18 protein-coding genes and 1 tRNA gene are annotated in these 25,245 nt (G+C 68.7%); 13 read left to right on the top strand and 6 right to left on the bottom strand.

The genetic code is table 11. The annotated features are described in order from the left end of the window. Positions 1–45: 45 nt before the first annotated feature. The 4 genes from ABD747_RS12840 to ABD747_RS12825 all read left to right on the top strand — a co-directional run bounded on the left by ABD747_RS12840 (position 46) and on the right by ABD747_RS12825 (position 5,402). Positions 46–2,265, top strand: a complete 2,220-nt coding sequence (locus tag ABD747_RS12840) for a SulP family inorganic anion transporter (protein ID WP_344805076.1) — start codon at positions 46–48, stop codon at positions 2,263–2,265. Between the two features lie 580 nt (positions 2,266–2,845). Beyond that, a complete protein-coding gene (locus ABD747_RS12835; protein WP_344805074.1) occupies positions 2,846–4,240 on the top strand; it encodes a hypothetical protein in 1,395 nt (464 codons plus the stop codon). Then, positions 4,237–4,821 (top strand): hypothetical protein, encoded by a 585-nt coding sequence (locus ABD747_RS12830; RefSeq protein WP_344805072.1) that lies wholly within the window; start codon positions 4,237–4,239, stop codon positions 4,819–4,821. The genes ABD747_RS12835 and ABD747_RS12830 overlap by 4 nt, the downstream gene beginning before the upstream one ends. Next, entirely contained in the window at positions 4,818–5,402 is a 585-nt protein-coding gene (locus tag ABD747_RS12825; RefSeq protein ID WP_344805070.1) for a hypothetical protein, read from the top strand. Before ABD747_RS12830 ends, ABD747_RS12825 begins: the two co-directional genes overlap by 4 nt. Before the next feature lie 33 nt (positions 5,403–5,435). On the opposite strand, the gene ABD747_RS12820 is transcribed toward ABD747_RS12825, so the two are convergent. Next, positions 5,436–6,053, bottom strand: coding sequence for a hypothetical protein (locus ABD747_RS12820; protein WP_344805068.1), 618 nt, complete (start codon positions 6,051–6,053; stop codon positions 5,436–5,438). A 380-nt stretch (positions 6,054–6,433) separates the two neighbouring features. Between ABD747_RS12820 and gyrB the strand changes: the two genes are divergently transcribed. The 4 genes from gyrB (at position 6,434) to ABD747_RS12800 (ending at position 12,970) form a co-directional block, all read left to right on the top strand. After that, positions 6,434–8,473 (top strand): DNA topoisomerase (ATP-hydrolyzing) subunit B, encoded by a 2,040-nt coding sequence (gyrB, locus tag ABD747_RS12815; protein WP_425562520.1) that lies wholly within the window; start codon positions 6,434–6,436, stop codon positions 8,471–8,473. Between the two features lie 221 nt (positions 8,474–8,694). Next, the gene (gene gyrA, locus ABD747_RS12810; RefSeq protein WP_344805066.1) at positions 8,695–11,313 is read left to right on the top strand and encodes a DNA gyrase subunit A; all 2,619 of its coding nucleotides are present in this window, start codon (positions 8,695–8,697) and stop codon (positions 11,311–11,313) included. Beyond that, a complete protein-coding gene (locus ABD747_RS12805; RefSeq protein WP_344805064.1) occupies positions 11,310–12,641 on the top strand; it encodes a DUF3566 domain-containing protein in 1,332 nt (443 codons plus the stop codon). The genes gyrA and ABD747_RS12805 overlap by 4 nt, the downstream gene beginning before the upstream one ends. Before the next feature lie 255 nt (positions 12,642–12,896). Continuing rightward, positions 12,897–12,970: transfer RNA gene (locus ABD747_RS12800), tRNA-Ile, on the top strand. Positions 12,971–13,062: 92 nt separating this feature from the next. Here ABD747_RS12800 and ABD747_RS12795 read toward each other — a convergent pair. Next, positions 13,063–13,881, bottom strand: a complete 819-nt coding sequence (locus tag ABD747_RS12795; RefSeq protein ID WP_344805062.1) for a glycosyltransferase family 2 protein — start codon at positions 13,879–13,881, stop codon at positions 13,063–13,065. A 10-nt stretch (positions 13,882–13,891) separates the two neighbouring features. After that, the gene (locus ABD747_RS12790; protein WP_344805060.1) at positions 13,892–14,590 is read right to left on the bottom strand and encodes a class I SAM-dependent methyltransferase; all 699 of its coding nucleotides are present in this window, start codon (positions 14,588–14,590) and stop codon (positions 13,892–13,894) included. Between the two features lie 110 nt (positions 14,591–14,700). Here ABD747_RS12790 and ABD747_RS12785 point away from each other — a divergent pair, with 110 nt between their 5' ends. Together ABD747_RS12785 and ABD747_RS12780 are read left to right on the top strand one after the other, a co-directional pair. Beyond that, positions 14,701–16,182: a hypothetical protein gene (locus tag ABD747_RS12785; RefSeq protein ID WP_344805058.1), complete on the top strand. Its 1,482-nt coding sequence runs from the start codon at positions 14,701–14,703 to the stop codon at positions 16,180–16,182. Positions 16,183–16,283: 101 nt separating this feature from the next. Further along, entirely contained in the window at positions 16,284–16,736 is a 453-nt protein-coding gene (locus ABD747_RS12780; RefSeq protein WP_344805056.1) for a GtrA family protein, read from the top strand. Between the two features lie 287 nt (positions 16,737–17,023). On the opposite strand, the gene ABD747_RS12775 is transcribed toward ABD747_RS12780, so the two are convergent. Next, the gene (locus ABD747_RS12775; RefSeq protein ID WP_344805054.1) at positions 17,024–17,320 is read right to left on the bottom strand and encodes a hypothetical protein; all 297 of its coding nucleotides are present in this window, start codon (positions 17,318–17,320) and stop codon (positions 17,024–17,026) included. Positions 17,321–17,342: 22 nt separating this feature from the next. On the opposite strand from ABD747_RS12775, the gene ABD747_RS12770 reads away from it, so the two are divergent. Both ABD747_RS12770 and ABD747_RS12765 read left to right on the top strand, forming a co-directional pair. Beyond that, complete coding sequence (locus ABD747_RS12770; RefSeq protein WP_344805052.1) at positions 17,343–18,917, top strand: hypothetical protein; 1,575 nt, start codon at positions 17,343–17,345, stop codon at positions 18,915–18,917. Between the two features lie 219 nt (positions 18,918–19,136). After that, a complete protein-coding gene (locus tag ABD747_RS12765; RefSeq protein WP_344805050.1) occupies positions 19,137–21,053 on the top strand; it encodes a family 43 glycosylhydrolase in 1,917 nt (638 codons plus the stop codon). Positions 21,054–21,074: 21 nt separating this feature from the next. Here ABD747_RS12765 and ABD747_RS12760 read toward each other — a convergent pair whose 3' ends face one another. Next, positions 21,075–21,905, bottom strand: coding sequence for a hypothetical protein (locus tag ABD747_RS12760; protein ID WP_344805048.1), 831 nt, complete (start codon positions 21,903–21,905; stop codon positions 21,075–21,077). 273 nt (positions 21,906–22,178) lie between these two features. Here ABD747_RS12760 and ABD747_RS12755 point away from each other — a divergent pair, with 273 nt between their 5' ends. Further along, positions 22,179–23,891 carry a glycosyltransferase 61 family protein gene (locus ABD747_RS12755; RefSeq protein ID WP_344805046.1) on the top strand — a complete coding sequence of 571 codons (1,713 nt, stop codon included), beginning with the start codon at positions 22,179–22,181 and terminating at the stop codon, positions 23,889–23,891. Positions 23,892–23,918: 27 nt separating this feature from the next. Here ABD747_RS12755 and ABD747_RS12750 read toward each other — a convergent pair whose 3' ends face one another. Further along, positions 23,919–24,830, bottom strand: a complete 912-nt coding sequence (locus ABD747_RS12750; RefSeq protein WP_344805044.1) for a glycosyltransferase family 2 protein — start codon at positions 24,828–24,830, stop codon at positions 23,919–23,921. Between the last annotated feature and the right edge of the window lie 415 nt (positions 24,831–25,245).

Below are 25,245 nucleotides of genomic sequence, written 5' to 3'. Positions count from 1 at the left end.
TCGGGTCCGGGAAGCTCAGGTGGAAACGTCTCGGGTCGACAAGACTTGGATCGGGACGGCTCGGGTCGGGACGACTCGGGCCTGGACGATTCAGGACGTGCCCCCGGCGGGGACGGCGCCCGGGCGGCGGGCCGGTCGCGGGTGCCGGCCCGGCTGCGGACGTACGTCCCGATCCTGGACTGGGCCCGCGGCTACGACCGGCACCGGCTCCGGCCGGACCTGTTGGCCGGGTGTGTGGTCGCGGCGCTGGCCGTGCCGCAGGCCCTCGGCTACGCCGCCATCGCCGGGGTGCCGGTCGAGATCGGGCTCTATGCCGTCCCCGTCGCCCTGATCGCGTACGCCATCTTTGGCACCTCCCGCCAGCTGGTGGTCGGGCCGGTCTCGACGGTGTCGGTGCTGTCCGGGTCGTTGGTCGCGGCGCTGCACCCGGTCGGGCTGGGGCAGGCGATCCTGTTCACCACCGCGGCGGCGATGTGGGTGGGAGTGATCCTGGTCGTCGCCTCGTTCCTACGGATCGGCTGGGTCGCGGAGTTCTTGTCCAAGCCGATCGTCACCGGGTTCGTGCTCGGCCTCACCCTGCTGGTGATCCTCGGCGAGCTGCCGGCTCTGCTCGGGATCCAGGTGCCGGCCCGTGACGTGGTCGGCCGGATCACGGGTCTGGTCAGCGGTCTCGGCCAGGTCGACTGGATCACCGTCACCCTGTCGGCGGTGGCGCTGGTGGTGTTGTTCGTCGGCTCGCGTCTGCTGCCGAAGGTGCCGTGGTCGCTGGCGGTGCTGATCGGCGGGCTGCTCGCCTCCGCGGTCTTCGACCTGCCCGCCAAGGGGGTCGCCGTGGTCGGGCACGTCCCGTCCGGGCTGCCGACACCGCGCGTTCCGCTGGTCCCGCTGGACCGGCTGACCGACATCCTGCTGGCCGCCGCGGCGCTGGCGTTCGTCGGGCTGGCCGAGGGGCTGAGCGCAGCGCGGCTGTTCGCGGTCAAGCGCGACTACCGGATCCGAACCGACCAGGAACTGCTCGCGGCGGGCGCGGCCAACATCGCCACCGGCCTGCTCGGCGGGCTCTCGGTGGCTGGCAGCCTGTCCAAGACCGCCGCGGTGGACCGGGCCGGCGGGAGGACCCAGATCGCCGGCCTGGGCGCGGCCGCGCTGTCGGTGCTGGCGATCCTCTTCCTTGCGCCGCTGCTGCAGGGCCTGCCCAAGGCCGTCCTCAGTGCGATCGTCGTGCACGCGGTCTGGAGCCTGATCGACATCCCGGCGATGCGGCGTTACCGGCACTCGCGCCGGGTCGACTTCCTGTCCGCCTGCGTCGCCGTCGTCGGCGTGCTCGCGGCCGGTCCCCTACTCGGGCTGCTGATCGCGATCGGCTGGGCGATCCTCGGGCTGGTTTATCGGTCCAGCCGGGTGACCATCGACGTGATGGGCAAGGTACCGGGGGAGAAGGCCGCCTGGGGCGCGCTGGAGAACCATCCCGAGCGGGTCACCATCCCCGGCGTGCTGGTGCTGCGGCTGAACGAGTCGCTGTTCTGGGTCAACGCCGCCCGGGTGAAGGAACGGGTGCTCGAGCTGGTCGACGACCATCCGGACACCTGCGCGCTGGTGCTGGATCTGGAGAGCACCGACCAGCTGGAGATCACCAGCGCCGACATGCTCGCCATGCTGATCGACCGGCTGCGGAGCCGCGGCGTCGACCTCTATATCGTCCGGGTTCGGTTCCGGGTTCGGATCGTGCTCCGCAACACCGGCGTCCGCGACCAGGTCGGCGACGACCACCTGTGGCACAGCATCTCCCAGGGTGTCCGCGCGGCCCGCCGCGACCACGGCCTGAAGCCGCCGAAACCCGCGCCGGCCCTGGCCGCGCCGCCGGAGCCGACGGCCGCGTCGCCGACGGGGCTCGCGGCGATGCCCGGCGTGTCGGCCGCGCCTGGCGTGCCCACCCCGGCCGTCGAGTCGGACGCGCCCGACGTGCCCGTCGAGCCGGACGTGCTCGCCGCGCCGGACGTGCTCGCCGCGCCGGACGTGCTCGCCGCGCCGGACGTGCTCGCCGCGCCGGATCTTCTGCCCGCGCCGAAGGTCACCGACGATGTGGTCGTAGACGAGCTGATCCTGGACGAGGACGACGACGCGGCCGAGGTCGTACTCAGCCGGTCGCTGGACGCGGAGCCCGACCCGGATCGGATCGACGAGATCCTCACCGTCGACCAGCTGCGGACCGCGCGGAAGAAGAAGCACAAGAAACACAAGAAGCGCCACGCGAAGAGCCACTGACCGACGGTCCCGGATCAGGGCTGCGCGCGCCTTCCTCCGCTGCCCTCCGCCTCGCCGACCAGCTCCCTGGACCCCGCTCGCCGCGAGGCCCGGTCGTCGCGCGGCCGAGCTGCGATTCTCCGGCCATGGCTGGATTTTCGGGTCCGGGCCCACGCTTTCCGGCACGAATTTCCGGCCGTGGCTGGGTCTTTGGGGGCGCGGATCGGGGTTTCGGCACGAGCTTCCGGCCATGGCTGGGTTTTGGGGGCTCGGGTCGAGGGATTCCGGCCCTGTTGTCCGCAGTCTGGCCGTTGCGGCTTTTCCGGCCGCGGCTGGATTTTAGGGGCCCGGATCGGGCTTACGGTGCGAACTTCCGGCCGTGGCTGGGCTTTTGGGGCCTGGGTCGCGCGTTGCTGGTGCGATTTTCCGGCCGCGGCTGGGTTTTGGGGCCTGGGTCACGCGTTGCTGGTGCGATTTTCCGGCCGTGGCTGGCTTTCACATCTCGCGCTCGGGTTTCGCCGCCCGACGACCCGCCGGCGGTACGCCGCACCACGAGCCCGCCCCCGAACGAGCGAGCCGGTCCGCGCTTAGGATGCCTCGGGTGCTGTGGACGGACCTGCGCATCCTGGTGACCGACACCGGTCGCCTGTGCTGGCGGTTGCTGCCCAGGCTCCTGACGATCTGGCTGCTCGGCTGGCTCGCCCGGCGGGTGTTCAGCGCCGTCGCAGTGATCGACGGCGACGTCTCGCCCTGGCTCACCTTGGCGATCTTCCCCCTCGGCATCGTGGCCGAACTGATCGCCATCGTGCTGATCCTGCAGGCCTGCGGACGCGAGCTGGGTATTCGGGCGCTGATCCCGTCCGGCGAGCTCGTCGACGACGACCGCGACGCCGGTGTCACCCGGTTGCTCGCGATCACGCTGCTGCCGTTCATCGGCATCTACGCGGCCTTCGGCTACATCAACGACGCCGCGTACGCGCTGTACGTCCAGCAGATGGCCCGCTACGGGCTGCTCTCCGACACCCCGACCGTGCTCGGCCTGCTGAACGATCTGGCCACCCAACACACCTGGCGGCTGGTGATGATCGTGATCACGCTCTACGTCGCCCGCCGGCTCGTCGACCTGGCTCACGAGCAGACCGGCTGGCGGCCGCTCGGGCTGCTGGTCGCGGTGCTGGAGGCGTTCTTCGTGCTGCTGCTGGTGATGGGCGGGATCCGGATCTGGCAGCTGGCCAAGATCTGGCTCCGCGATCGGGCCTTCATGCGCTGGATCGAGACCGCGCTGGAACCGCTGGAGCAGCTGTTCGCGCTGATCCGGATCAACCTGCCGGAGCTGGTGGTGCGGGTCTGGGACTTCGTCTTCGGCCAGGTCTGGCCGGTGCTCGCCGACACCCTGGTCCAGCCACTGGTCTGGCTGGCCGTGGCGGCGATCATCTACGGCTCGAACGTGATGTCGCTGGCCGAGCTGAACCGGACCGTGCGCGACCAGCTGCCGGGCCGTTACTCCGGGCGCACAGCCCGGCGGGCGGCTCGCCGGGCCGAGCGGCGGACGGCACATCAGGCCCGTCCGCCGCGGCAGGGTCTGCGCCGGGTCGGCACCGAGGCGAAGGAGGCCTTCCTCGGTGACGTCGACGACAAGTACCTGCCGACGTTCCACGCGCTGCGGCTGGTGGTGCGGTCCGGCCCGACCTTCATCCGCTCGTTCGTGCTCGTGTACGCCGCGGTGGCGATCCTCGGCAACTACCTGCAGCGGCTGGTCCGGCTGGTCACGGGGGGCCGGGACCTGGACTTCTGGCTGGTCTACGACCCGCTGCTGGACCTGATCCGTACGCTGCCGGTCGAGCTGCTCCGGCTCTGCCTGTTGGCGGTGGCCTTCCGCCGCTGCCTCGAGCTGTTCGACCAGCGGGCCGTCGCCGCCGAGACGCTGCCCGGCGAAGCCGCCGACGCCGAGCGGCCGGCGCCGGGACCACTAACGCCCGCGGGGGCCGGTCGATGAGGGGGCGCCCGGAGGGCGTGCGGCGTTCGGCACTGGTGGGCTGGTTGGTCGCGCTCAGCTGCATCGTCATCGCCGCGGTCGGACTCCAGGTCAGCGAGCCGCCCCCCGGCAGGGTGCAGTACGTCGATGGGGTCCGCGACCGGCCGGTGCCCTACGGCGACGGTTCGGTCACCGTCGGCGCGGTGCGCGTCGGGCAGGGCCTCGACGACTTCGGCGGTGTGTCGCGGACGGTCGGGATGTTCGTCACGGTGGACGTGACGCTCAGTGCGAGCGGTAGCCGCAAGCTCAGTCTCGGTGACTTCGACCTGCTCAGCGGCGACCGGACGTACGCACCCTTCTCGATCGCCGGGCTCGGCGCCGATCCCGGCTTCGCCGAGCGGACCACGGTCGCGTTCGAGGTCGACCCGAACGGCATCGACGGCCTGATTTTGCAGACCGGTCGTGGCGAGGTGGTCTCCGGCTACCACCAGCGGCTGCGGGTGTTCCTCGGCATCACCGCCGAGAATGCCGAGCAGTGGCGCCGGGCGGCGGTCGGTCAGGTGTTGGCCGACGGCACGAACTCCCGCTGGGCGCTGCCGTGATCGGGTCGAGCGCCGCGGCGTCGCCGGGTCCGCTGCCGGGCCGCGAGCGCGGTCTGTCCGAGCGGGCTCGGGCCTGGCTGGTCGCACTCGTCGTGCTGGCGCTCGCGGCGACGTACGTCGTGGTCTGGGGCACGTATGCGTACGTCCACATGAGCAGCTCGGTGCGCTACCGAGTGCTCGGCCCCGGCCAGCCGGCGACGATCGCGTCCGGCACGGTCCGGCTGATCGACCTGAGCCTGGCCCGCACACTCAGCTCGACGTACGAAAGCCTCGGCCCGTCTTGGCCCGATCCGGGCGCCCTGTGGGCGGTAGCGGCGGTCGAGGTCACCCTCGACCCGGGCAGGGACGACCCGTTGTGCGTCTTCGAGCTGGTCGGTCCGGACCGGAGGGTGTGGGAGCCGTCCTTCGGAGTGACCGGCCGGAAGCTCCCCGGCAGCTGCTCCGACGACGAGGTCCCTCGCGGCCGACCGACCCGGATCGAGGTCGTCTTCCAGGTCCCCGAGGTCGACGCCGATGGGCTGATCGGCGTGGCGGTCTCCGGGGGCGACTCCTGGCACCGGATCGAGGTGCTGCGGGCCTGAGCGCCGCGGGCCGGTCCGGTCCTGGGGTCGGGCTCAGTCCGTCTTCGGGGCCAGCTCACGCAGCGGCAGATCCAGCCGCCAGCCGTCGCGGCCGTTGTGCCACTCCTCGTCGGTGCTGTCCTCGGTCTTGATCAGGGCACGGTTGCTGAAGACCTGGTCGATCACCGCGAGGCGCAGCGTGTCTCCCGGACGGAATCCGTCGGCGAACTGGAACGTCGCCGTATAACGCACCATCGGCAGGCCGGGGGTGAAGCCGCCGCGTCCGGCACCGAACTTCTGGTCGTCGGGATAGGCGACCTGGTCGGCTCCGGCGCGGGCGACCAGCATGCTGCTGCTCCCGCTGTCCTGCGGGCTGATCGTGTCGTCGCCGGTGGTGCGACCGGTGCCGATCACCGTCACCTCCCAGGACCCCTTGCGGTAGTCGGTCGGCAGCAGATGCTGAGCGGTCGCCTCGGTGAAGACCAGCACGAACGGTCCGGCGGCGATCGGCGTGCCCGGCGGGACCTGGGCGAACGCGCGCTGCTGCTCGCGGAAGCCACCCAGCCGCCAGACAGTGGCCAGCAGCGCCGCGATCAGCACCGTCACGACGAGGCCGATCAGCCGGCGACGACGCTCCGGCGCAACCGGCTGCGCGACCTGCCGCTCGTTCACCGGGTCAGTCTAGGAAGGTCCGCCGACGCCGTCCGAACCGTCGAAGGCGCCCGGCTCGGCGTCGACACGTGGGAGCATCGCCCGGGCGGCTCTCCTGGGCCTGGAGGCCCCCGGGCGCGTATGGGAACACTCGGAACACCCTGTTCGAGCCGCAGATCTGGCTTCTGAGCGCTGCTGAGGGCATCTTTCGGCCCGCCGACCCCGGTCCGAGACAGGATCTGGACGAAAGGGGAGCTAGACTAAGGGGGTACTGCCCGCCCCCCCCGATACCCGATTCGATACCGCCGATTCCGACCAGTTGATCTGTGCCGCCCACTGACCGCGCCGCGGTCGGGCCAGGGCGGCTCATGTGTGACAGGAGCCCTGCGCCCGTGCCCGATATGCCCGAATCCGTCGACGGCGACGCCCTCGAACCGGTGCAGCCCGCCGCACCGGCGCAATCGGCAGAGCCGGCACAGCCGGTCGACAACCGGCCGGCGACGTACGACTCGGAGTCGATCACGGTGCTGGAGGGCCTGGAAGCCGTCCGCAAGCGTCCGGGCATGTACATCGGCTCCACCGGCGAGCGCGGCCTGCATCACCTGGTCTACGAGGTCGTGGACAACGCCGTGGACGAGGCCCTGGCCGGCTTCTGCGACACGATCCTGGTGCAACTGCTGCCCGACGGCGGGGTATCGGTCACCGACAACGGCCGCGGCATTCCGGTCAAGGACCATCCGACCGAGAAGATTCCGGCGGTGACCCTCGCCCTGACGGTGCTGCACGCGGGCGGCAAGTTCGGCACCGGCGGGTACAAGGTGTCCGGCGGCCTGCACGGCGTCGGCGTGTCCGTGGTGAATGCGCTCTCCTCCCGGCTGACGGTCGAGGTGAAGCGGGACGGCTACCGCTGGACCCAGTCCTTCCAGCTGGGCGACCCGGAGGCTCCGCTGGCGCGGCACGAGGAGTCGACCGAGACGGGCACCCGGGTGACGTTCTTCGCCAGCCCGGAGATCTTCGAGACCACGGCGTACTCCTACGAGACGCTGTCCACCCGGTTCCGGGAGTACGCCTTCCTGAACAAGGGCCTGACCATCACCATCGTCGACGAGCGGCCGGACCGGGTCGGGGAGGACGGCAAGCCGCTGACCGACACGTTCAGCTACGACGACGGGCTGATCGACTACGTCAAGTACCTGACCGGCAGCAAGGAGATCATCAACCCGACGGTGATCGCGCTGGAGGCGGAGCGGGCCGAGTCGGGGATGAGCCTCGAGCTGGCGATGCAGTGGAACACCTCCTATACCGAGTCGGTGCACACCTTCGCCAACGCGATCAACACGCACGAGGGTGGCACCCACGAGGAGGGATTCCGGGCGGCGCTGACCAACACCGCCAACAAGTGGGGCGAGACCTGGGGGCTGATCAAGAAGAAGGAGGACCGGCTCTCCGGCGACGACATCCGGGAGGGGCTGACCGCGATCATCTCGATCAAGCTCTCCGAGCCGCAGTTCGAGGGCCAGACCAAGACCAAGCTCGGCAACACCGAGGCCCGTTCGTTCGTGCTGCAAGCCACCAACGACAAGCTGGGGGACTGGTTCGAGCAGAACCCGAGTGAGGGCAAGCTCGTCATCCGCAAGGGCCAGGCCGCGGCGATCGCCCGGCTGGCGGCCCGCAAGGCGCGCGAGGCCGCCCGGAACCGGAAGGGCCTGCTCGGCGGTGGGGGCCTGCCCGGCAAGCTGTCGGACTGCCAGTCGACCAACCCGGAGGAGTGCGAGGTCTTTATCGTCGAGGGTGACTCGGCGGGTGGCTCGGCCAAGGGCGGCCGCGATCCACGGATCCAGGCGATCCTGCCGATCCGCGGCAAGATCCTGAACGTCGAGAAGGCCCGGATCGACAAGATCCTGCAGAACAACGAGGTCCAGGCGATCATCTCCGCGCTCGGCACCGGGGTGCACGAGGACTTCGACATCGACAAGCTGCGCTATCACAAGATCGTGATGATGGCCGACGCCGACGTCGACGGCGCCCACATCCGGACGCTGCTGCTGACTTTGATGTTCCGCTTCATGAAGCCGCTGATCGAGGCCGGCCACGTCTATCTCGCGCAGCCGCCGCTGTTCAAGATCAACTGGACTGGTGGCGCCGCAGAGCTGGCCTACACCGACGCCGAGCGGGACGCGCTGCTGAGGGCCGGCCAGGAGTCGGGCAAGCGGCTGCCCAAGGAGAACGCCATCCAGCGCTACAAGGGTCTGGGTGAGATGAACCCCGACCAGCTGTGGGAGACCACGATGGACCCGGACAACCGGATCCTGCTGCAGGTGACGCTGGACGACGCCGCCCGGGCCGACGAGATGTTCTCGATCCTGATGGGCGAGGACGTGGAGCAGCGCCGGAACTTCATCCAGCGCAACGCGAAGGACGTCCGCTTCCTTGATATCTGATGACTGTTGCTCCGGCTCTCGGGGTACGGCGTACGTCCCGCCCACCTCGCTGCGTTCCGCTAGCGCTCCACTGCGCTCGGAACGCCCGCCACACCCGGACGCACGCCGTACCCCGAGAAACTGCGCCGCGAGGGGTGCCGCCCTACGCGCCCTGAGCTTGTCGAAGGGCGATCACCAGACGACGAAGAAGACGAAGACGACGATGACTCAGGAGCTGACGCATGAGTGAGACGCCGACCGAGGGTCCGGCGGACCGCAGGCTGCCGGTGGATCTGCAGGACGAGATCCAGAAGAGCTACCTCGACTATGCGATGAGCGTCATCGTCGGGCGGGCGCTGCCCGACGTCCGGGACGGGCTGAAGCCGGTGCACCGGCGGATCCTGTACGCGATGTACGACGGCGGCTATCGGCCGGACCGGGGCTGGAACAAGTGCGCCCGGGTCGTCGGCGAGGTCATGGGGCAGTACCACCCGCACGGCGACAGCGCGATCTACGACACCCTCGTACGCCTGGCGCAGCCGTGGGTGATGCGCTATCCGCTGGTCGCGGGGCAGGGCAACTTCGGCTCGCCGGGCAACGACCCGGCCGCGGCGATGCGCTACACCGAGTGCCGGATGGCGCCGCTGGCCATGGAGATGGTCCGCGACATCACCGAGAACACCGTCGACTTCAAGCCGAACTACGACGGCAAGGAGCAAGAGCCCGTCGTTCTCCCCAGCCGCTTCCCCAACCTGTTGGTGAACGGCTCGACCGGTATCGCCGTCGGGATGGCGACCAACATCCCGACGCACAATCTGCGCGAGGTCTCGGCGGCCGTCCAGTGGGCGCTGGAGCACCCGGATGCCCCCGCCGAGGAATTGCTCGAGGCGGCGATGGAGCGGGTGCTCGGGCCGGACTTCCCGAACGGCGCGCTGATCGTCGGCCGGCGGGGGATCGAGGACGCGTACCGGACCGGACGCGGCTCGGTCACCATGCGGGCCGTGGTCGATATCGAGGAGGACCGCTCGGGCCGGGCGATGCTGGTCGTCTCCGAACTGCCACACATGGTCAACCCGGACAACCTCGCCGAGAAGATCGCCCAGCTGGTGAACTCCGGCAAGGTCTCCGGGATCGCCGACATCCGCGACGACACGTCGGCCCGAACCGGCCAGCGGCTGGTCATCGTGCTGAAGCGGGATGCCCAGCCGAAGGTCGTGCTGAACAACCTCTACAAGCACACCCAGCTGCAGGACACGTTCGGCTGCAACATGCTGGCCCTGGTCGACGACGTCCCGCGGACGCTCCGGCTGGACCAGTTCATTTCCTACTGGGTCGCGCACCAGATCGAGGTCATCCAGCGCCGGACGCAGTACCGGCTGGACCAGGCCGAGAAGGACGCTCACATCTATCGGGGCCTGGTCAAGGCGCTCGACGCGCTGGACGAGGTGATCGCCCTGATCCGGCGCTCGCCGAACACCGACGAGGCCCGCGACGGCCTGATCCGGCTGCTGGACATCGACGAGATCCAGGCCAACGCGATCCTGGACATGCAGCTGCGCCGGCTGGCCGCCCTCGAGCGGCAGCGGATCATCGACCGGTTGGCGGCGATCGAGCTGGTCATCGCCGACCTGATCGACATCCTGGCCAAGCCGGAGCGGCAGCGCCAGATCGTCAGCGACGAGCTCGGCGAGATCGTGGCGAAGTACGGCGACGAGCGGCGGACCCAGATCATCGCCGCCGACGGCGACCTGTCCGACGAGGACTTCATTCCCGACCGCGAGGTGGTCGTCACCATCACCCGGGGCGGCTACGCCAAGCGGACCAACACCGACGAGTACCGGGTGCAGAAGCGCGGCGGCACCGGTGTCCGGGGCGCGGCGTTGCGCGCCGACGACGAGGTGGACCACCTGTTCACCACCACCAACCACCACTGGATCTTGTTCTTCACCAACCAGGGCCGGGTCTATCGGGCGAAGGTGTGGCAGCTGCCGGAGGCCTCCCGCGACGCCCGCGGCGGGCACGTCGCCGGGCTGTTGTCCTTCCTCCCGGGGGAGGAGATCGCCCAGGTCCGGGCGATCCGGGACTACGACGTGGAGCCCTACCTGCTGTTGGCGACCCGGCACGGCCTGGTCAAGAAGACCGCGCTTGGCCTGTACGACTCGCCCCGCCAGGCCGGCATCATCGCCGTCCACTTCCGCGAAGACGACGACGAGCTGATCGGGGCCGAGCTGTGCTCGGCCGCCGACGACGTGCTGCTGATCTCGACCAAGGGGCAGGCGATCCGGTTCAGTGCCGACGATTCCCAGCTGCGGCCGATGGGTCGGGCCACCTCCGGGGTGACCGGAATGAAGTTCCGCGACGGCGACGAGCTGCTCTCGATGTCCATCATCCGGGCGGGCGCAGGTGAGGACGATCTGTATGTGTTCACCGTCACAGACGGCGGCTTCGCCAAGCGTACGGCCGTGTCGGAATACCGCGAACAGGGCCGTGGCGGGCTCGGGATCAAGGCGATGAAGCTGAACGACGCCCGCGGCTCTTTGGTCGGAGGGCTGGTTGTGTCGGAGAATGACGAGGTCATCGCCATCAAGGCAAGTGGACAGATCACCCGCAGCGCTGTCAACGAGGTTCCGGTCAAGGGTCGTGACACCATGGGAGTGAAGTTCGTCGGGGTGCGGGACAGCGACGCGGTCGTGGCGATCGCGCTGAATCCGGAGATAACTGCAGACGAGGCTGACGCGGAGCCAGGGTCCGAGGGCGATCTGCCCGAGGGTGAGGCCGCAGTCAGCGAACCGGCACCTGAGGACCAGGCGTCGGCAGATTCCGAGCCGGACGTGCCTGGGGTCGAGGAGGACGAACAGTGAGTGACGCCAACCGGGGTTCCGGCTACGCCGGCTCCCCCCAGGCTGACCAGCGCAGCACCGACCGCGCGGACGACGCGCGGGGTTCTGCCGCGCCCACCGGTCCCGACGCCGACACCAACGATCGAGAAGAGTACGGCACCACGACCCAGGTGATGCGCGCGGTCTCTCCCGGGTCGCCCGCTCCGACCAACGGCGCCGCGGACTCGCCCGCCGGTCCGGGATCGCCGAACGGGTCTGCCGGGTCCAACGGATACTCCTCGCCATGGGGGCCGTACGGCGGCTCGACCCGGCAGCCGACATACTCGCCGGGATCGCCGAGCAACGGCAGCGGCTACTACACCCCGGCCCCCGAGGCCCCGACCACTGCCGCCGACGCGCCCGGCGACGGTCTGCCGGACGGTGCCCAGCCCACGCCGGCCGTGGTGGCGAGCTGGGAGCCCGTCGCATCGCGCTCGAAGAAGCCGCTGAAGCAGCGCTGGAGCGACCTCACCGCGAAGCTGACCGGCAAGAACGACGCTCCGGGCGAGCTGGGCGACCGCGAGGCCGCCGAGCGGGTCTGGGCGTCGTCCGCGGCTGCCGCCGGCACGCTGCCGGCCGACCAGCCGACCGTCGAGGGAGGCCCGCAGGGCGCGGCGACCGCCGAGACCGCCGAGGCCGAGACGCGATCGGCCGAGCCCGATCAGACTGCCGTCGCCTTCGTCCCGCCGATGCCGAGCTCGGCACCGGCGGAGGAGGCCGAGCAGGTCGTCGACGAGCAGCAGATCGCTCGTCAGTACTCCCCGGCCTCGCCGATGCCCGAGTCCAGCCCGTGGGCGCCGACCGCGCCCGAGGGTCCGCCGACCGGCCCGCAGACGGCCGTCATCCCGGTGGTCGAGGGACAGGCTGCTCCCGACTTCCCGCAGGCGTACGCGACACCCCCGGTCGATGGCCCGAAGCACAAGCCCGGGGTCCCGCGGCGGACGCGCAAGGCCAGACTGCGACTGTCCCGGCTGGACCCGTGGTCGGTGATGAAGACGTCCTTCCTGTTCTCCATCGCGGCCGGCATCATGCTGGTGGTCGCGGTGTACGTCGTCTGGACCGTGATCGGCTCCTCCGGCCTGTTCGACTCGGTCAACGACATCGTGAAGAGCGTCATCTCCACGCCGAACGACACCACCCCGTTCCGGGTCGAGGAATACATCAACACCCAGAAGGTGCTCGGCGTCGCCGCCCTGCTGGCCTGCGTGGACGTCATCATCTTCACCGCGCTGGCCACCCTCGGGTCGTTCCTGTACAACCTCGCCGCCACCATGCTCGGCGGCCTGGAGATCACCCTCGCCGAGGACTGAGCCTCCCTCCACTGGTCGATTCGTGCGGGTAGTCGAATCGAATCGACCAGTGGCCCGGACCATCCCCTACGCTTCACACCCCTCACTGTCGCCGCACACTCCGTGCAGCGGGTGCGAAGCAGCAGGAGACGGTGTGAAGCACGTGAAGGACCGCGCGGTGGCGACGCATCTGGTTCCGAGTTGAGGCCGCCGGGTCGATGGGCTAGCCTTGCTCCTCGTGCCCGTCGCCCAGCGCAGGCGGCGAGGCGCACCAGCGGGCCTATAGCTCAGTCGGTTAGAGCGCTGCCCTGATAAGGCAGAGGTCAGTGGTTCAAGTCCACTTAGGCCCACCCATTTTCCCTGGTCAGCAGCGGTTTCCGGCTCGGGATGGTCTGGTTGTGGCGGCCGGGGGGCAGCGAAAAGCCGCGGCTCGTAGCTATCTTCATCGGGGTGCGCTGTCGGCATCCTCGTGCTTGCGACCAATCGCGCTTTGATCCGATGGCTCCGGCGGATTCCACAGCCCTGGTTGCCGCATTGCTTCGTGCTGACCGCGCCGGGCCGTTGCTCGACGTCGGCGGCGCGGCGGTCGGATCCGCATCGAAAGCACTATCCCCAGCATCTGAAAGCCGAGGCGAATTGCGGTGCGAGTGTCTCCGGTGACTGCCGACGTGCCGATCCGTGGGTGGTAGTTCACCGGAACCTGTACGACGGTGTCCCGGGCTATCAAGGCAAGCATCAACATCTCGAGCCCGAATGCGGAACCGTGAACGCGGGAGTCCCGCAGCAAGCCAGGGACCAGATCCTTGGAGACGACGCGAAATGTGCAGCCGACATCACTGAGGTAGGAGGTGTTGAACAGTGCCTCGATGGTCTTGGCGACTCCCCAGTTGCCCCACTGCAGAAACCGGCCCATGTTGGCGCCGTCCCAGATGAAGGTCGACACCGTGCGTGACCCCAGCACGAGATCGCAATCTTCGGTGAAGGGCAACAACTTCGCCAGGTCCCTCGGGTTGAAGGTGCCGTCGGGTTCGCAGATGCAGATCAGGTCCGTGTCGACTTCGGCTAGCCCGCGACGGATCGCTGCGCCGTAGCCCTGCCGTGGTTCCAGCACCTCGCGGGCCGTGGTCATGGCGACCTCGTCTGAGGTCCCCTCCGTGGCGTTGTTGTTGACCACCAAGATGTCGTCGACGATGCCGAGCTGGTCGAAGGCTCTGATCGTCTCGGCGATGCTGTCCTTCTCGTTGTAGGTCGGCAGCACCACCGACAACGTCTTACCGTTCCACATGGCTGGACTCCGGCGTGGCGATCAGCAGCATCTGGCCGGCAAGCGGCTTGATCGGAGACCGCAGATACCAGGGCACCAAGAAGGTCAAGGCTGAGCCTTTGCTGTTCATCGTCAGTGGAAGGAAGCGCGGAAACACCTGGAGGATCCGCCAATCCTCTGAACGCAGGTAATCGGCCAGCGAGCGATCGGTGTAGATCGCCACATGCGTGTAGTCGTCGAAGTAGCCGCCAGGGTTCAGCCGAAAATTCGGTTGCAGCAGAATGAGGGTTCCGCCCTCCCGCAGTACCCGGGCCGACTCGGCCAGCAGTCGCGTGGTCGCCGGCCGCTCCAGGTGTTCGAGCAGATTGGACGCGAACACCACGTCGAAGGAGCCCGAGTCGAAGCGCGACAGGTCGGTGCAGTCACCCACCTCGGCCTCGACGTGCTCGGCCGCGGCGCGCCGCACAGTGGTGTCGAGATCCATCGCCACCACGCGCCGCGCCGCAATGGTGTTCGCGAAGTCGCACCACCCGGCGCCGAGTTCCAACACGTCGGAGTCCGCGGGGATCCAGCGCTGCAGGTAAGCACACAGGTGTTGCCAGATGGCGGCGCGATGGCGGTTCGGGGCGAGCCGGGTACGGAAGTACGCGGAAACGTCACCGTCCGCGGGCGGGGGTGAAGCCGGGGCTGACGCACGGTCTGCCACTAGGCCACTCCTCAACAATCTCGTCGGGTCGCTCGACTGTTGGTTCTGCAGGCCGGGGCGCCCTGTGCGGATAGCCTGATGCCGTCGCACATTACCCGAAGGACGAGTGGATGCCGGTGGACACCGACCCCAAATCGGACCGCCGAGCCGGGGTGTCGACCCGTACGCTGCTGCTCGCGTGCCTTCCGGCGGTCGCGATCGGGGTGCTGATCAGGGTTTGGCTGATGCACACCTCACTGGTCCCGTTGAACGCCGACGAGGGCGTCACCGGCCTGCAGGCGTACGAGGTACTCCGTGGAAGGTTCCGCCTCATCGTGGCCGGGAACGAGTACGGCTCGACGACCGAGACCTACCTGATTGCGCCGCTCCTGGCGCTGTGGAGCGGGGTGTGGCCGCTGCGGATCGTGCCGATTGCGCTGTCCGTGGTGGCCGGCTATGCGCTCTACCGGTTGGCGCGGCCGATTTTCGGTCGGGTACCGGCCTCGGCACTGGCGCTGATCGGGTGGACCACCTCCGGCGCGCTGACGAAATTGTCGCTGCGTCCCTACATGGGCTACCCGACCGGGTACATCGCGCTGATCGCCGCGCTGGCGTTGGCGTGCCACGCGATGCGTACGGAACATCGACTGGCGCGGACTGCCGGCCTCGCCGGGTTCGCCGCAGGGTTCGCGACCTGGAGCCATCCGATCTTCGGTACGGTCGCGCTGCTGGCGTTGATCGCGCCGACGCTGTACCGCCGGCGGGCGCTGCGCCGATGGTGGCTGCCCCTCGCCGCCGGCGGAGTGCTCGGAGTCAGCCCGTGGCTGGTGTTCATGGCGCAGAACGGTTGGCCGGCATCAGCCACGCCGGTGGTGGCAGCCACCTACCCCGAGCGCCTGACCAGGTTCGTCGCCGAGCTGCTCCCGCGGGCCTTCGGTCTGCGCCCCGAGCTGGGTGAGGACTGGGTCGGCCCCGGCGCGGTGGCGGTCGGGAGCGCGGCCGTCCTGATCATCGGTTCGATCGTCGGGATGGTGCTGCTGGTGATCCGCACCGGCCGACAGGCCGTGCCGATCCTGGTAGCCGGGGTTCTCGCGTTCCCCGTTCTCGCGCTGTACGCCCCGCTCAGCAACATCGCCGACGGGCGGTACGCCCTGCCGTTTTTGCCGGAGCTGCTGATGGGGTTGGGGGCGTGGCTGCTGCTGATCCCTGAGCGCGTCCGCAACTCACCGTGGCTGGTGGTCACCCTGCCAACGGCGTGGGCACTCTTGACCTGCGTTCCCGTGGTGCATCAGCAGGTCGGCTGGCAGTGGATCGACCCCAACACCGATGCCAAGCAGATAGTCAGCGAGTTGGAGACCCGGCAGATCCACTACATCGCTGGCGACTACTGGGGCGCGTACCTGGTCGACTACCTCGGTGCGGGACGCCTCCAGGCGGCGGTGATCCTCCCCATCCGATTCGACGAGGAGAACGCCATCGTCAACGCCGCCGACCCGTCGGAGGTCGCGTACGTGTTTCAAGACGGTCAGATCCCGCGCCTGCGGATGCCGGCGGACCATTATCAAAAGATGGACCTCGGACGTTTCGACCTGTACCTGCCGGTCAGGACGTGAGACGCCCACAGCTGTGGCTGGCCGACACCAGCCATAAGGTGCGTCTATCGTGACCCAGGTCATGCATGTCGGTTTCCGGAACCACCGCCACGGAGAGGGACATGTCTGACCTCGAAGCATCCTCCCGCGCCGCGGACAGCCCGTCGGCATCGATGCCGAGGCCGCGGCTGCAACGCCAGCTGTTCTGGTACCTGGTCGTCGGCGGTCTCACCGTTGTCGTCGACATAGGACTGCTGGCCCTACTCCATGAGTCCTTCGGGGTTCCGCTTGGCGTTGCCACCACGGTGGCCTTCTGTACCGCTGTGGTGGTGAACTTTCTGCTCAACAGGACCGCAATGTCATCCTGGGGCTCGCGGGGGTTGACGCAGCACGCATTGCGGTACGGTGCGCTGGTTGTGTTCAACTATGTGATCACACTCGCGGTGGTGACAACCGCAGGGCACGTGGGCGACAGGTACCTGGTGGCAAAGGTTGCGGTGGTCGCAGCATCGACCTTGTGGAACTTCCTCCTCTACCGCCACTGGGTCTTCACCCCGCCCCGTCCACCGTCGTAGCAGGGCCGCAGCGGGCCGCACAGCAGGCGCACGGCCCGCTACGCCGATCCCACGCTCCGGCCTCTGGCGCCCGAGCTGATCCAGGACGGTTTCGACAGCCCGAGTCACCGGCACGAGATCCGAACCGTTGAGCAAGGCATCCTGGCGTGAGCCGGACTTGCCCTAGCTCTCGACCAAAGGGCTCGAAGGACCGAGGATCGTGTTTTGCTGCGCCACGCCCGGCGATGTCACACGATCGTAGCTTCGGGTTTGTATATTCTGCTCGGCAATGAATCTGCCGAATGCCGTCAGCAGGCCGGCGTGAGCATTTGATGCCCGTGATTTCCGCGGATTGGGACGACATATGACAGCACATGGTCGAACGCGGTGCGGCGGATCTCGGTCGTGCCAGCGCCCGCGGTGAAGAGCGCGATGTCGAGCGTGCGGATGCCTTGGCCCGGGGTGAGCCGGGTGGCGGAGAGTGATCGTCGAGATCGCTCCGTGAAGGCGGTCGGAGCCTCGGTGATTCGGACCGCGATCGAAGATCTGGGACGACGTCGCCCGTCGCCCACGGTGGCGCTCTGGTGCACCGCGGTCGGTGTCACGATCCTGCTTCAGTGGCACTGGATGACGTTGTACATGGACATCCGCTACACCTTCGGGGCGCTGCGCGCCGCCGGCCAAGCGGGATCGAGCGCGCCCGAGGTCTTCATCCACCGGCCGATGGCCCATCGAGCGCTGATGTCGTTGCTGGACCACCTGACGTTCGGGGCGACGGAATTCCGCGAGCGTCTCGCCCTCAGTATCGCGATCGTCTGCGCAGGGATCAGCGGAGCCTGGCTGTCCCGGTCGCTGCGCGACTGGCTGGATCGCACGTCGGCGACGTACGTCGGACTGGCGGCCTTCGCCGCCCTTGCCTGGGCGCCGACGGTCACGGTCCTCCAGCCGGAATGGACGGCGGTCCTCCTGTCGGTCGCTGCGATCGCGGCCGCGCTCGGTCGGCAGTCCTCAGTCGCGGCATGGCGCTCGCCCTGGCTGGTGGTGGCCGGCACGTTGCTGGCTCTTGCGGCGCTGCAGAAGTACACCACCGCAACCACGGTCGTTGTGGCACTGGGCGTACTGGTCGTCGTCAGCTGGCGGCGCGGGGCGGTGGTTGCCGGCTGGACCGCGGTGACGACCGTCGGTCTGTTCCTGCTCACCCTGCTGAACCGTCACGAATATCAGTGGTTCCGGGAAATGCCGGAGTTGAATGACACCGCGGTCGTCAAATGGTCGGCACTGGGCAGTTCGTTGTGGTATTTCCCGTTTCTGAATCCCGTCGTGATGGTCCTCCCGGCGGCGGTGATCCTCGGCTACAGGCTGTCGCGTCGCCGGATCTGGTGGGCCGGCCCGCCGATCGCGGCGGCCGTCGTGATGGCGGGTGTGGCAGTGCAGAACGCCTACTACCTCCACCACTACGCGGCACTCTCCGTGCTTGCGGGTGCCGTGGTGGCTCTCGCCTGTGCTCTGTGGATCCGGCGGGTCGGAACTTTTCCGTCCGTCGCCCTGATCGGCTTGGTGTGGATGCCGACGGCGTGGTGGCTCTCGCGTCGACCACTCCAGTGGCGTGCGGATCACGTCGGTCTGGCAGTCGCCGGCGAGATCGCTGTGATCGCACTGTCGATCGCGCTCGCCGTCCGGCAGCCCCTCGATCCGGCAGATGCGAGCCGACCGCAGGCGTCGTGGTGGAAGTGGCTGCTGACGGCGGCCGCGCTCGCGCTGCTGCTGAGCTTTCCCGCCTGGCCCCGAACCCCGGCGTTGGCCTACACGGCCGGCGAGACCCGCGTATCGGAGGCAGCTGGGCGGGATCGTGGCATCGGAACGGGTCGAGCGATCCACGAGGCCGCCGGCGGTGCAGAGGTCGTCTACGCAGCCGGGCAACAGGCCGCCTACTTCATTGGTCTCCCGACGGCGTGCCGATACCCGACGCCGACCTTCCTGGCCCGCAGCACGAGAGCGCCGAACGCGCCGAGTCTCGCGAGCTTTCAAGAGAATCTCGGCTGCGTTCGCGACCGCAATGCCAAGTATCTCGTCCTCAATCCCCAACTGATCGAGCGCGGCAGTGCAGTTCCGTCGGTCAGGCAGACCATCGCGGCAGAGTTCGACTGCCAGCATCCGGTCCTGCAGAAGGAGAACCTGCTGCTCTGTGCCCGGCGTCGCTGACGAAGCACGACGCCCGCCGGAATATCGATGTCGGACTGATGCCTCGTCCGACCGGTCCGACCACCGGCTCGCGGCAGCTCGGCAGCGGTGGACCAAGCCGCGCCCGGGGCTGGTGCCGTGACGGGCGCATCCTCCGGTGTCGCGCCGGTTCGGACCGTGCCGGCCCGGACCCGCAGGGCGATGGACTAGGGTCGCCACGGTGCCGCCGGAGGAGTGCCTGTGACGAAACGCCGCGTCCTTCTGTACGTCGTCGGCCTCGCGACGGCCGCGGCCGTCGTCCTGGGTCTGCTCGATCGAGCGAGTTTCGCGGTCAGTGCGATGGCGGTCGCGGTGGGGGCGATGTTCGGCTGGGTGGTGCTCTGGGCTCGTGCGCTGAACGCGCGGCTCGGGCGGATCGGAGCCGACACGACCCGGCACCGCGACCAGCTCCGGTCGATGAAGGTCGCGATCGGCGCCGTCGACGAGCACCTCGGTTCTGTGGACGGCAGGCTGACTCGGCGGGCGGACGCCCACCAGGCGAAGCTGCTTGCCCAGAGCGAGAAGTCGGCACAGCTGCAGCGAGCGATGTACGACCTGAGCTCGCTCGTCCAGCGAACTCCGAGTGCCACGGTCGAGCTCGGTCGGGTGTATCAGCGGCTCGTCCGCCACGAGCGGCCGATGCCGGAGCTCGGCGGCTGGGCGATGACGAGCTCGACCTTGGTGTGGGTCGTCGACCAGGTCTACTCGGGCCGGGTGTCCACGATCATCGAATGTGGGTCTGGTAGCTCGACGGTGTGGTTCGCGCTCGCCCTCGAGCAGCGAGGTGCCGACGGCCGGATCGTGTCACTCGAGTCCAGCGCCGAGTACGCCGAGCGGACCCGCGGCAGGCTGGCCGAACTCGGACTCTCGCACCGTGCCCTCGTGCTGACTGCCCCACTGGTCGACTGCAACCTGCCCAACCGCCCCACGCAACCCTGGTTCGACCTGTCCGCGTTGCCCGAGGACCTCGCCGCCGTCGATCTGCTCTTCGTCGACGGCCCCCTCGGCAACACGTCACCGCAGGCGCGCTACCCGGCTCTGCCTGTGTTCGCCGACCGCCTGGCCGCCGACGCCCTGGTCCTGTTGGACGACACCTGGCGGACGCCCGAGCGACAAATCGTCCAGTCGTGGTCGGCCGAATCGTACGCCGGGCGTCGCTTTGCCGTCACGGAGGAGCTCGACCGGGCAACCGTGTTGCAGGCGGTTCCGGCGCCGGCCGACTTCATGCACTGGTCCGACCGATCGCGGGGCAAGCCGTTCGCCAAGGACCCGAGCGTCGTCCGGTTCGGCGATCGCTACCTGATGTATTTCTCCGTGCCGCCCAAGCCTGGTGACGATCGCTGGGGCCAGGCGGTCGCGGAGAGTGTAGATCTGTCGAGCTGGACCACGATGGGGGAGGTCGAGCCGGCCGGCGCGGTGGAGGCGAGCGGCATTTGCGCGGGCGGTGCGATCGTCCTCGACGATCGTGTCCACCTCTTCTACCAGACCTACGGGAACGGGGCGGACGACGCGATCTGCCACGCCACCAGCACCGACGGTGTGACGTTCGAGCGGGCGACCGGCAACCCGATCATCCGGCCGACCGGTGCCTGGACCTGTGGCCGGGCCATCGACGCCGAGCTCCAGGTGGTGGGCGAGGAATTGTTCTGCTACTGGGCTACACGCGACCCCGATTACCGTATTCAGATGCTCGGTGTGCACAGCGCTCCGCTGAGCAGCGATCTCTCCGCCGAGCACTGGCGCCAACGGTGCTCGCAGAGCATTCTCAGACCAGAGCTCCCCTGGGAGCGGGGATGCATCGAGGCGCCCACGATCTGCCGCCGGGACGACACCCTGGTCATGTTCTACGCCGGTGGTTACAACAACGAGCCGCAGCAGATCGGCGTGGCCTTCAGCCGCGACGGGCTGAGCTGGGAACGGATGAGCGACAGTCCCTTTCTCGCCAATGGACACAGGGGCGAATGGAACTCGAGTGAATCCGGACATCCGGCCGTCTTCGTCGATCCGACCGACGGCGCCACCTGGCTCTTCTTTCAGGGCAATGACGACAACGGGAGATCCTGGTTCATCTCCAAGCGCCGGATCGAGTGGGACGGACACCGGCCGCGCCTCGCCTGACCGGTGCCCGTGCCGACGAGGTCAGGAGGCGGCGACGTCAGGAGGCGGGGGGATCTTCCGGTTCGTGCCCTCGTTGTTCTCGCCCTTCTCCAGGATGACGAGATTGTGATAGCAGTGCACGGCGACGACATGCTCGTCGGCGTACGTCGGCTCGTAGTCCCACTGTCGCCATTCCTCGTAGTTCAGGCCGTCGACGAGACGCTTGACCAGAGCCATCGAGGTGGTCGGGTCGTCGATGTCCTCGCTGCCGCCGAAGCGCGGCCAGTACGAGGTCTGGGTGTCCTCGATCGCATACAGGCCGCCGGGGGGAAGCAGCGGGAACAGCGCTTCGAACGTGGTCCGGATGTGATCACTGCGGTGACTGCCGTCGTCGATGATGATCTGCAGGTTGTCCGACTCGTCCACGATCGTGCGCAGCAGCGGTACGTTGACCTGGCTGCCCTGATAGGCCTTGATCCGGTCTTCCACGACGAACGACTTGTCCTCGATGTCGAGGCCGATGATCTGCGCGTTGGGGAAGAACGCCTTCCACATGCGTAGTGACGCGCCGCCCTGCTTTTCCCGCGCATAACCGCCGATACCGATCTCCAGCAGGCTGAAGGTGTCGTTCTTGAACGGCAGGAAATGGTGCTCGTAGTGCGGCGCATACCGGTGCGAGCCCCACTTGTCGGTGCCGAAGTGTCGCGCGAGGCTGACCATGTCCCATTCCGACAGCGGGGGAAGCGCCTCGGCGGCGCCGTTCGCGCCGCGGCCCCGCGGGTCGAGCGACTTGATTCTGCGCCAGGTGTCGTTGCTGACGTGGGGTTTTATGGTCCTGACGGCCGCCTTACGCAGCGGCTCGAGCAACGCCATCGTTCACTCCTCCGTGTGGCTAAGGGGATACTGTGTCACGTCCCGGGCAGGTCCTCGCTGTTTGGCTGAGGTGTTGGGCCGGGCGACGACTTGCTGCGGCGAAGCGCCGATCCGTCGGCGCCCGAACCTATGATCGGTAACCGGATATCGCCGAGGAGGTGACTGGTGGGCGTCACGGCCGACACCACTGACGATCCAGCGAGCGATCGTGCGGTCGAAGGGCCGGGGAGACACGGGGAGGCCGCCGTCGACGATCGGTCGGTAGACGCATTGATGGACCGCGGGCAGCGGCCGACAACCGACTCCGGCTCCGCCGCACTGTCCGTGCGGATCCTCCAGAACTGCGCGGTCTACCCCACCATCCGGGTCGCTTCGCGGCCCGGAAAGCTGCTGATGGGCGTCTTCGACGCCGAGGGCGGCTACGTCGAGGGCAGCGCGCTCGAACGGCGCTCGGGGGAGCAGGGCGCGCCGGTTCCACGGGATCTCTATCCCGATCCGGTGGAGTCGCGCGAGCCGGAGGCGATCTACGCCGGCACGCTGTACTACCACTTCGGCCACTTCCTGCTGGAGAGCCTGGCCCGCGCCTGGTACGCGGGCCCACGCCCCGACCTTCCGCTGGTTTGGGCCGGCGCGCACGACTGGCAAGGCTATGAGCTCCAACCGTGGCAGCGAGAGATCCTGGCGTTGCTCGGTGTCCAGAACCCGACCCGGATCGTCGCCGACCCCACTCGCTTCCAGACGCTGCACATCCCCGACATCGGCTACCGCTATGACGACACGTTCCATCCCGAGCACGCGCAGTTCCTCGGCCGCTACGAGGGTCCGCCGCAGATCCGGGGGCGCCGGCTCTGGCTCTCCCGCAGCAAGATCGGCACCGATGTCCGGAACCTGAACGCAGCACCCGCCGAGCGCCGGCTCGCGGCCGACGGCTGGAGCATCGTGCATCCGGAGAAGCTGACCGTGCGCGATCAGCTCGACGAACTGAGCCGAGCCACCACCGTCGGCGGTGAGGAGGGCTCGGCCTTCCACCTGCTGATGTTGCTGAAAGATGTGTCCGGCAAGAAGGTCAATATCCTGCGACGATTTGGCTCCGAGCACCGCAACCTGCGCACCATCGGCGACGTTCGCCGTATCGACCAGACGTTCCACACGCTCGAGCACGAACTGGTCCTGAGGGCCGAGGGTCGGGTGGTCTCGAAGATCAGCCCGAACTCGGCAGAGATCTTGGACCTGCTCCGCGTTCCCATCCCGGCAGTCACCGACGCGATGCGAGACCCCGACGACCCGATCCTGGAGCGGATCGTCACTCACCATCAGCCGCGGTCGCTGCTCGATGTCGACGCGGCCGGGCCGGATCTGGCGGTCGGGCCGCCGGGACCGGTGCCGCCGGGACCGGTGCCGCCGGGACGCGAGCCGATCGTCAGGGTCGCGGTGAGTCGTCGGTTCGCGTTCGATCCGCGCAGCTATGCGGAATCGACGACCGACTTCTACGAGCTGGCCCTGGACCAGTACGTCGAGCTCTTCCATGGCGACCGGGTTCCGTTCGACCTGATCCGGATCGGCGGGACGAAGCTCCCCACCGTGATGGCCGCGTTCGAGGCCAGCAAGCGGGTCGCGCACGAGGACACCGTCTGGCTCTTCGGAGTCGGTCAGGTGGCCGCCACGGCGGCGTTGGCCGTGCGGTCCATGCATCCCGGGTTCGGCGCCCAGCGACTGTTCGTCGGCAGGAAGTTCGTCTTTGTCGCGCACCGGGTTCCGGGCGAACCGACGGACGCGGCCGGGCTGGGCAAGCTCAGCCCTGAGCAGGTGAAGGAACGCGTCCGCCGGCTACCGCTGTCGGTGCTCAGCGCTCGCTCGGTGATCGGCGACGGGCTGGAGGGGTCCTTGGGCAAGCGACGCACCGATCAGATCCGCCGGCTGGAGAAGCGGACCCGGCGGCAACTGACCGAGCGGTTCGGCCGCGGCTCGCACTCCTCGCGGACCTGATCTGCGCGGCCGGGCACCTGCCGGGGCTCAGACGATCGGCGGCCGGCCGAGCAGCGTCATCCGGCCCACGGTCCGCCAGTGCATCGGCCGCCGGGTCGGCCGTGCGGCCCAGGCTTCGCGGTAGCCGGCGAACACCTCGCGCGGCTGGGCGCCGCGGACGATCGCGGCCAGGGTCCAGGTGGCGAGGTAGCCGAGCATCACCGGCACCGGCAGCGAGCGCCATGCCATCCAGAGCCGATTCCGGGCCGTCAGAACCACGTAGCCGGGGTGGCGCGAGGGTGCCGTCCACGGGTGGAACGCGGTGAGGTCGGCCGAGTACCAGATGGTCCAGCCGGCGTCGAGCAGGCGCCAGGCCAGGTCGGACTCCTCCATCGCGTAGAAGAACCGCGGGTCGAAGCCATCCACGGTGTGGAACACCTCAGCGCGAACAACGCAGGCGGCACCGATGAAGTGGGTGACCGGTCCGGACCTGGTCGCCGATCGGCCGCCGAGCCGGGGAACGTGCCGTCGCTGGGTCCGGCCCTTGTCATCGGTCAGCCGGATCGCCATGGCGCCCAGCTTCGGCTTCTCGGCGAACCGCCGGACCACCGTGGCCAGGACGTTCGTGTCGAGCAGCTCGGCGTCGTCGTCCAGGAACATGATCAGCCCGGCGTCGGACGCCTCGGCGCCGACGTTGCGCGCAGCGGGGATGCCGATGTTCTCGGGCAGCACGATCAGCCGGTCGGCGGGGTCGGGATCGGGCGCCGGTGCTCCGTTCATCACCAGGACGAGCTGGACGTCGACATCGCGCTGCGCGCGGACGGAGGCCAGTGCCCGCTCGAGCTCGTCGGGACGGTTGGCCTGGGTGAGCACGACGACGGCAATCTCGTGCGTGGGTTCGCGGATCGGATCCTGCCTCGGCTCGGGGCTCTCAGCGACCCGATTCGACACGGTCAGCACTGCGGCGCCTGCATCGGATCGGTGGTGAGGACGACGGACGGTTCCGGGGGAGCGCTCCACGACGGTCGTCGGGCTCTTCCGACGCGTCGGCCGTAGCCCCGTCAACGTCTTCCAAACCCCCATTCCTTTCCTTCCGCCCGGTGCCGAGGACTGGGCTCCAGCAAGACTTGTCGGGGCTGTTGTCTGGCAGGTTAACACCGAACGGATATGGGCCCAAGACGATAGAAACCCGCCCGCCGGGCATAATCCGAACCGGTGACGGCCCGCGCGCCGGCTGCAGGCGGGAAGCGGCGGTCACGTTCTCAGCATGGAGCATCCCCTCCGCGATGACAGCGAGACTCGCCGGGCGGTGCAACCGCCGTGCGCGGGGTATAGCGGTACAGATCGGTGGTTCCGGTAGCCTTGCCGAATCTGC

It is taken from the genome of Microlunatus ginsengisoli, assembly GCF_039537205.1.
In the GTDB taxonomy this organism is placed as follows: domain Bacteria; phylum Actinomycetota; class Actinomycetes; order Propionibacteriales; family Propionibacteriaceae; genus Microlunatus; species Microlunatus ginsengisoli.
The sequence above is the reverse complement of the archived record's forward strand: the minus strand, read 5'-3'. Positions and strand labels throughout refer to the sequence as shown.

Coding starts and splice junctions, on each gene's coding strand:
- ABD747_RS12755 (WP_344805046.1), top strand. CDS start 22,179: ATGGACCGCGGGCAGCGGCCGACAACCGACTCCGGCTCCGCCGCACTG.
- ABD747_RS12760 (WP_344805048.1), bottom strand. CDS start 21,905: ATGGCGTTGCTCGAGCCGCTGCGTAAGGCGGCCGTCAGGACCATAAAA.
- ABD747_RS12785 (WP_344805058.1), top strand. CDS start 14,701: ATGCCGGTGGACACCGACCCCAAATCGGACCGCCGAGCCGGGGTGTCG.
- gyrA (WP_344805066.1), top strand. CDS start 8,695: ATGAGTGAGACGCCGACCGAGGGTCCGGCGGACCGCAGGCTGCCGGTG.
- ABD747_RS12780 (WP_344805056.1), top strand. CDS start 16,284: ATGTCTGACCTCGAAGCATCCTCCCGCGCCGCGGACAGCCCGTCGGCA.
- ABD747_RS12770 (WP_344805052.1), top strand. CDS start 17,343: ATGACGTTGTACATGGACATCCGCTACACCTTCGGGGCGCTGCGCGCC.
- gyrB (WP_425562520.1), top strand. CDS start 6,434: ATGCCCGAATCCGTCGACGGCGACGCCCTCGAACCGGTGCAGCCCGCC.
- ABD747_RS12830 (WP_344805072.1), top strand. CDS start 4,237: ATGAGGGGGCGCCCGGAGGGCGTGCGGCGTTCGGCACTGGTGGGCTGG.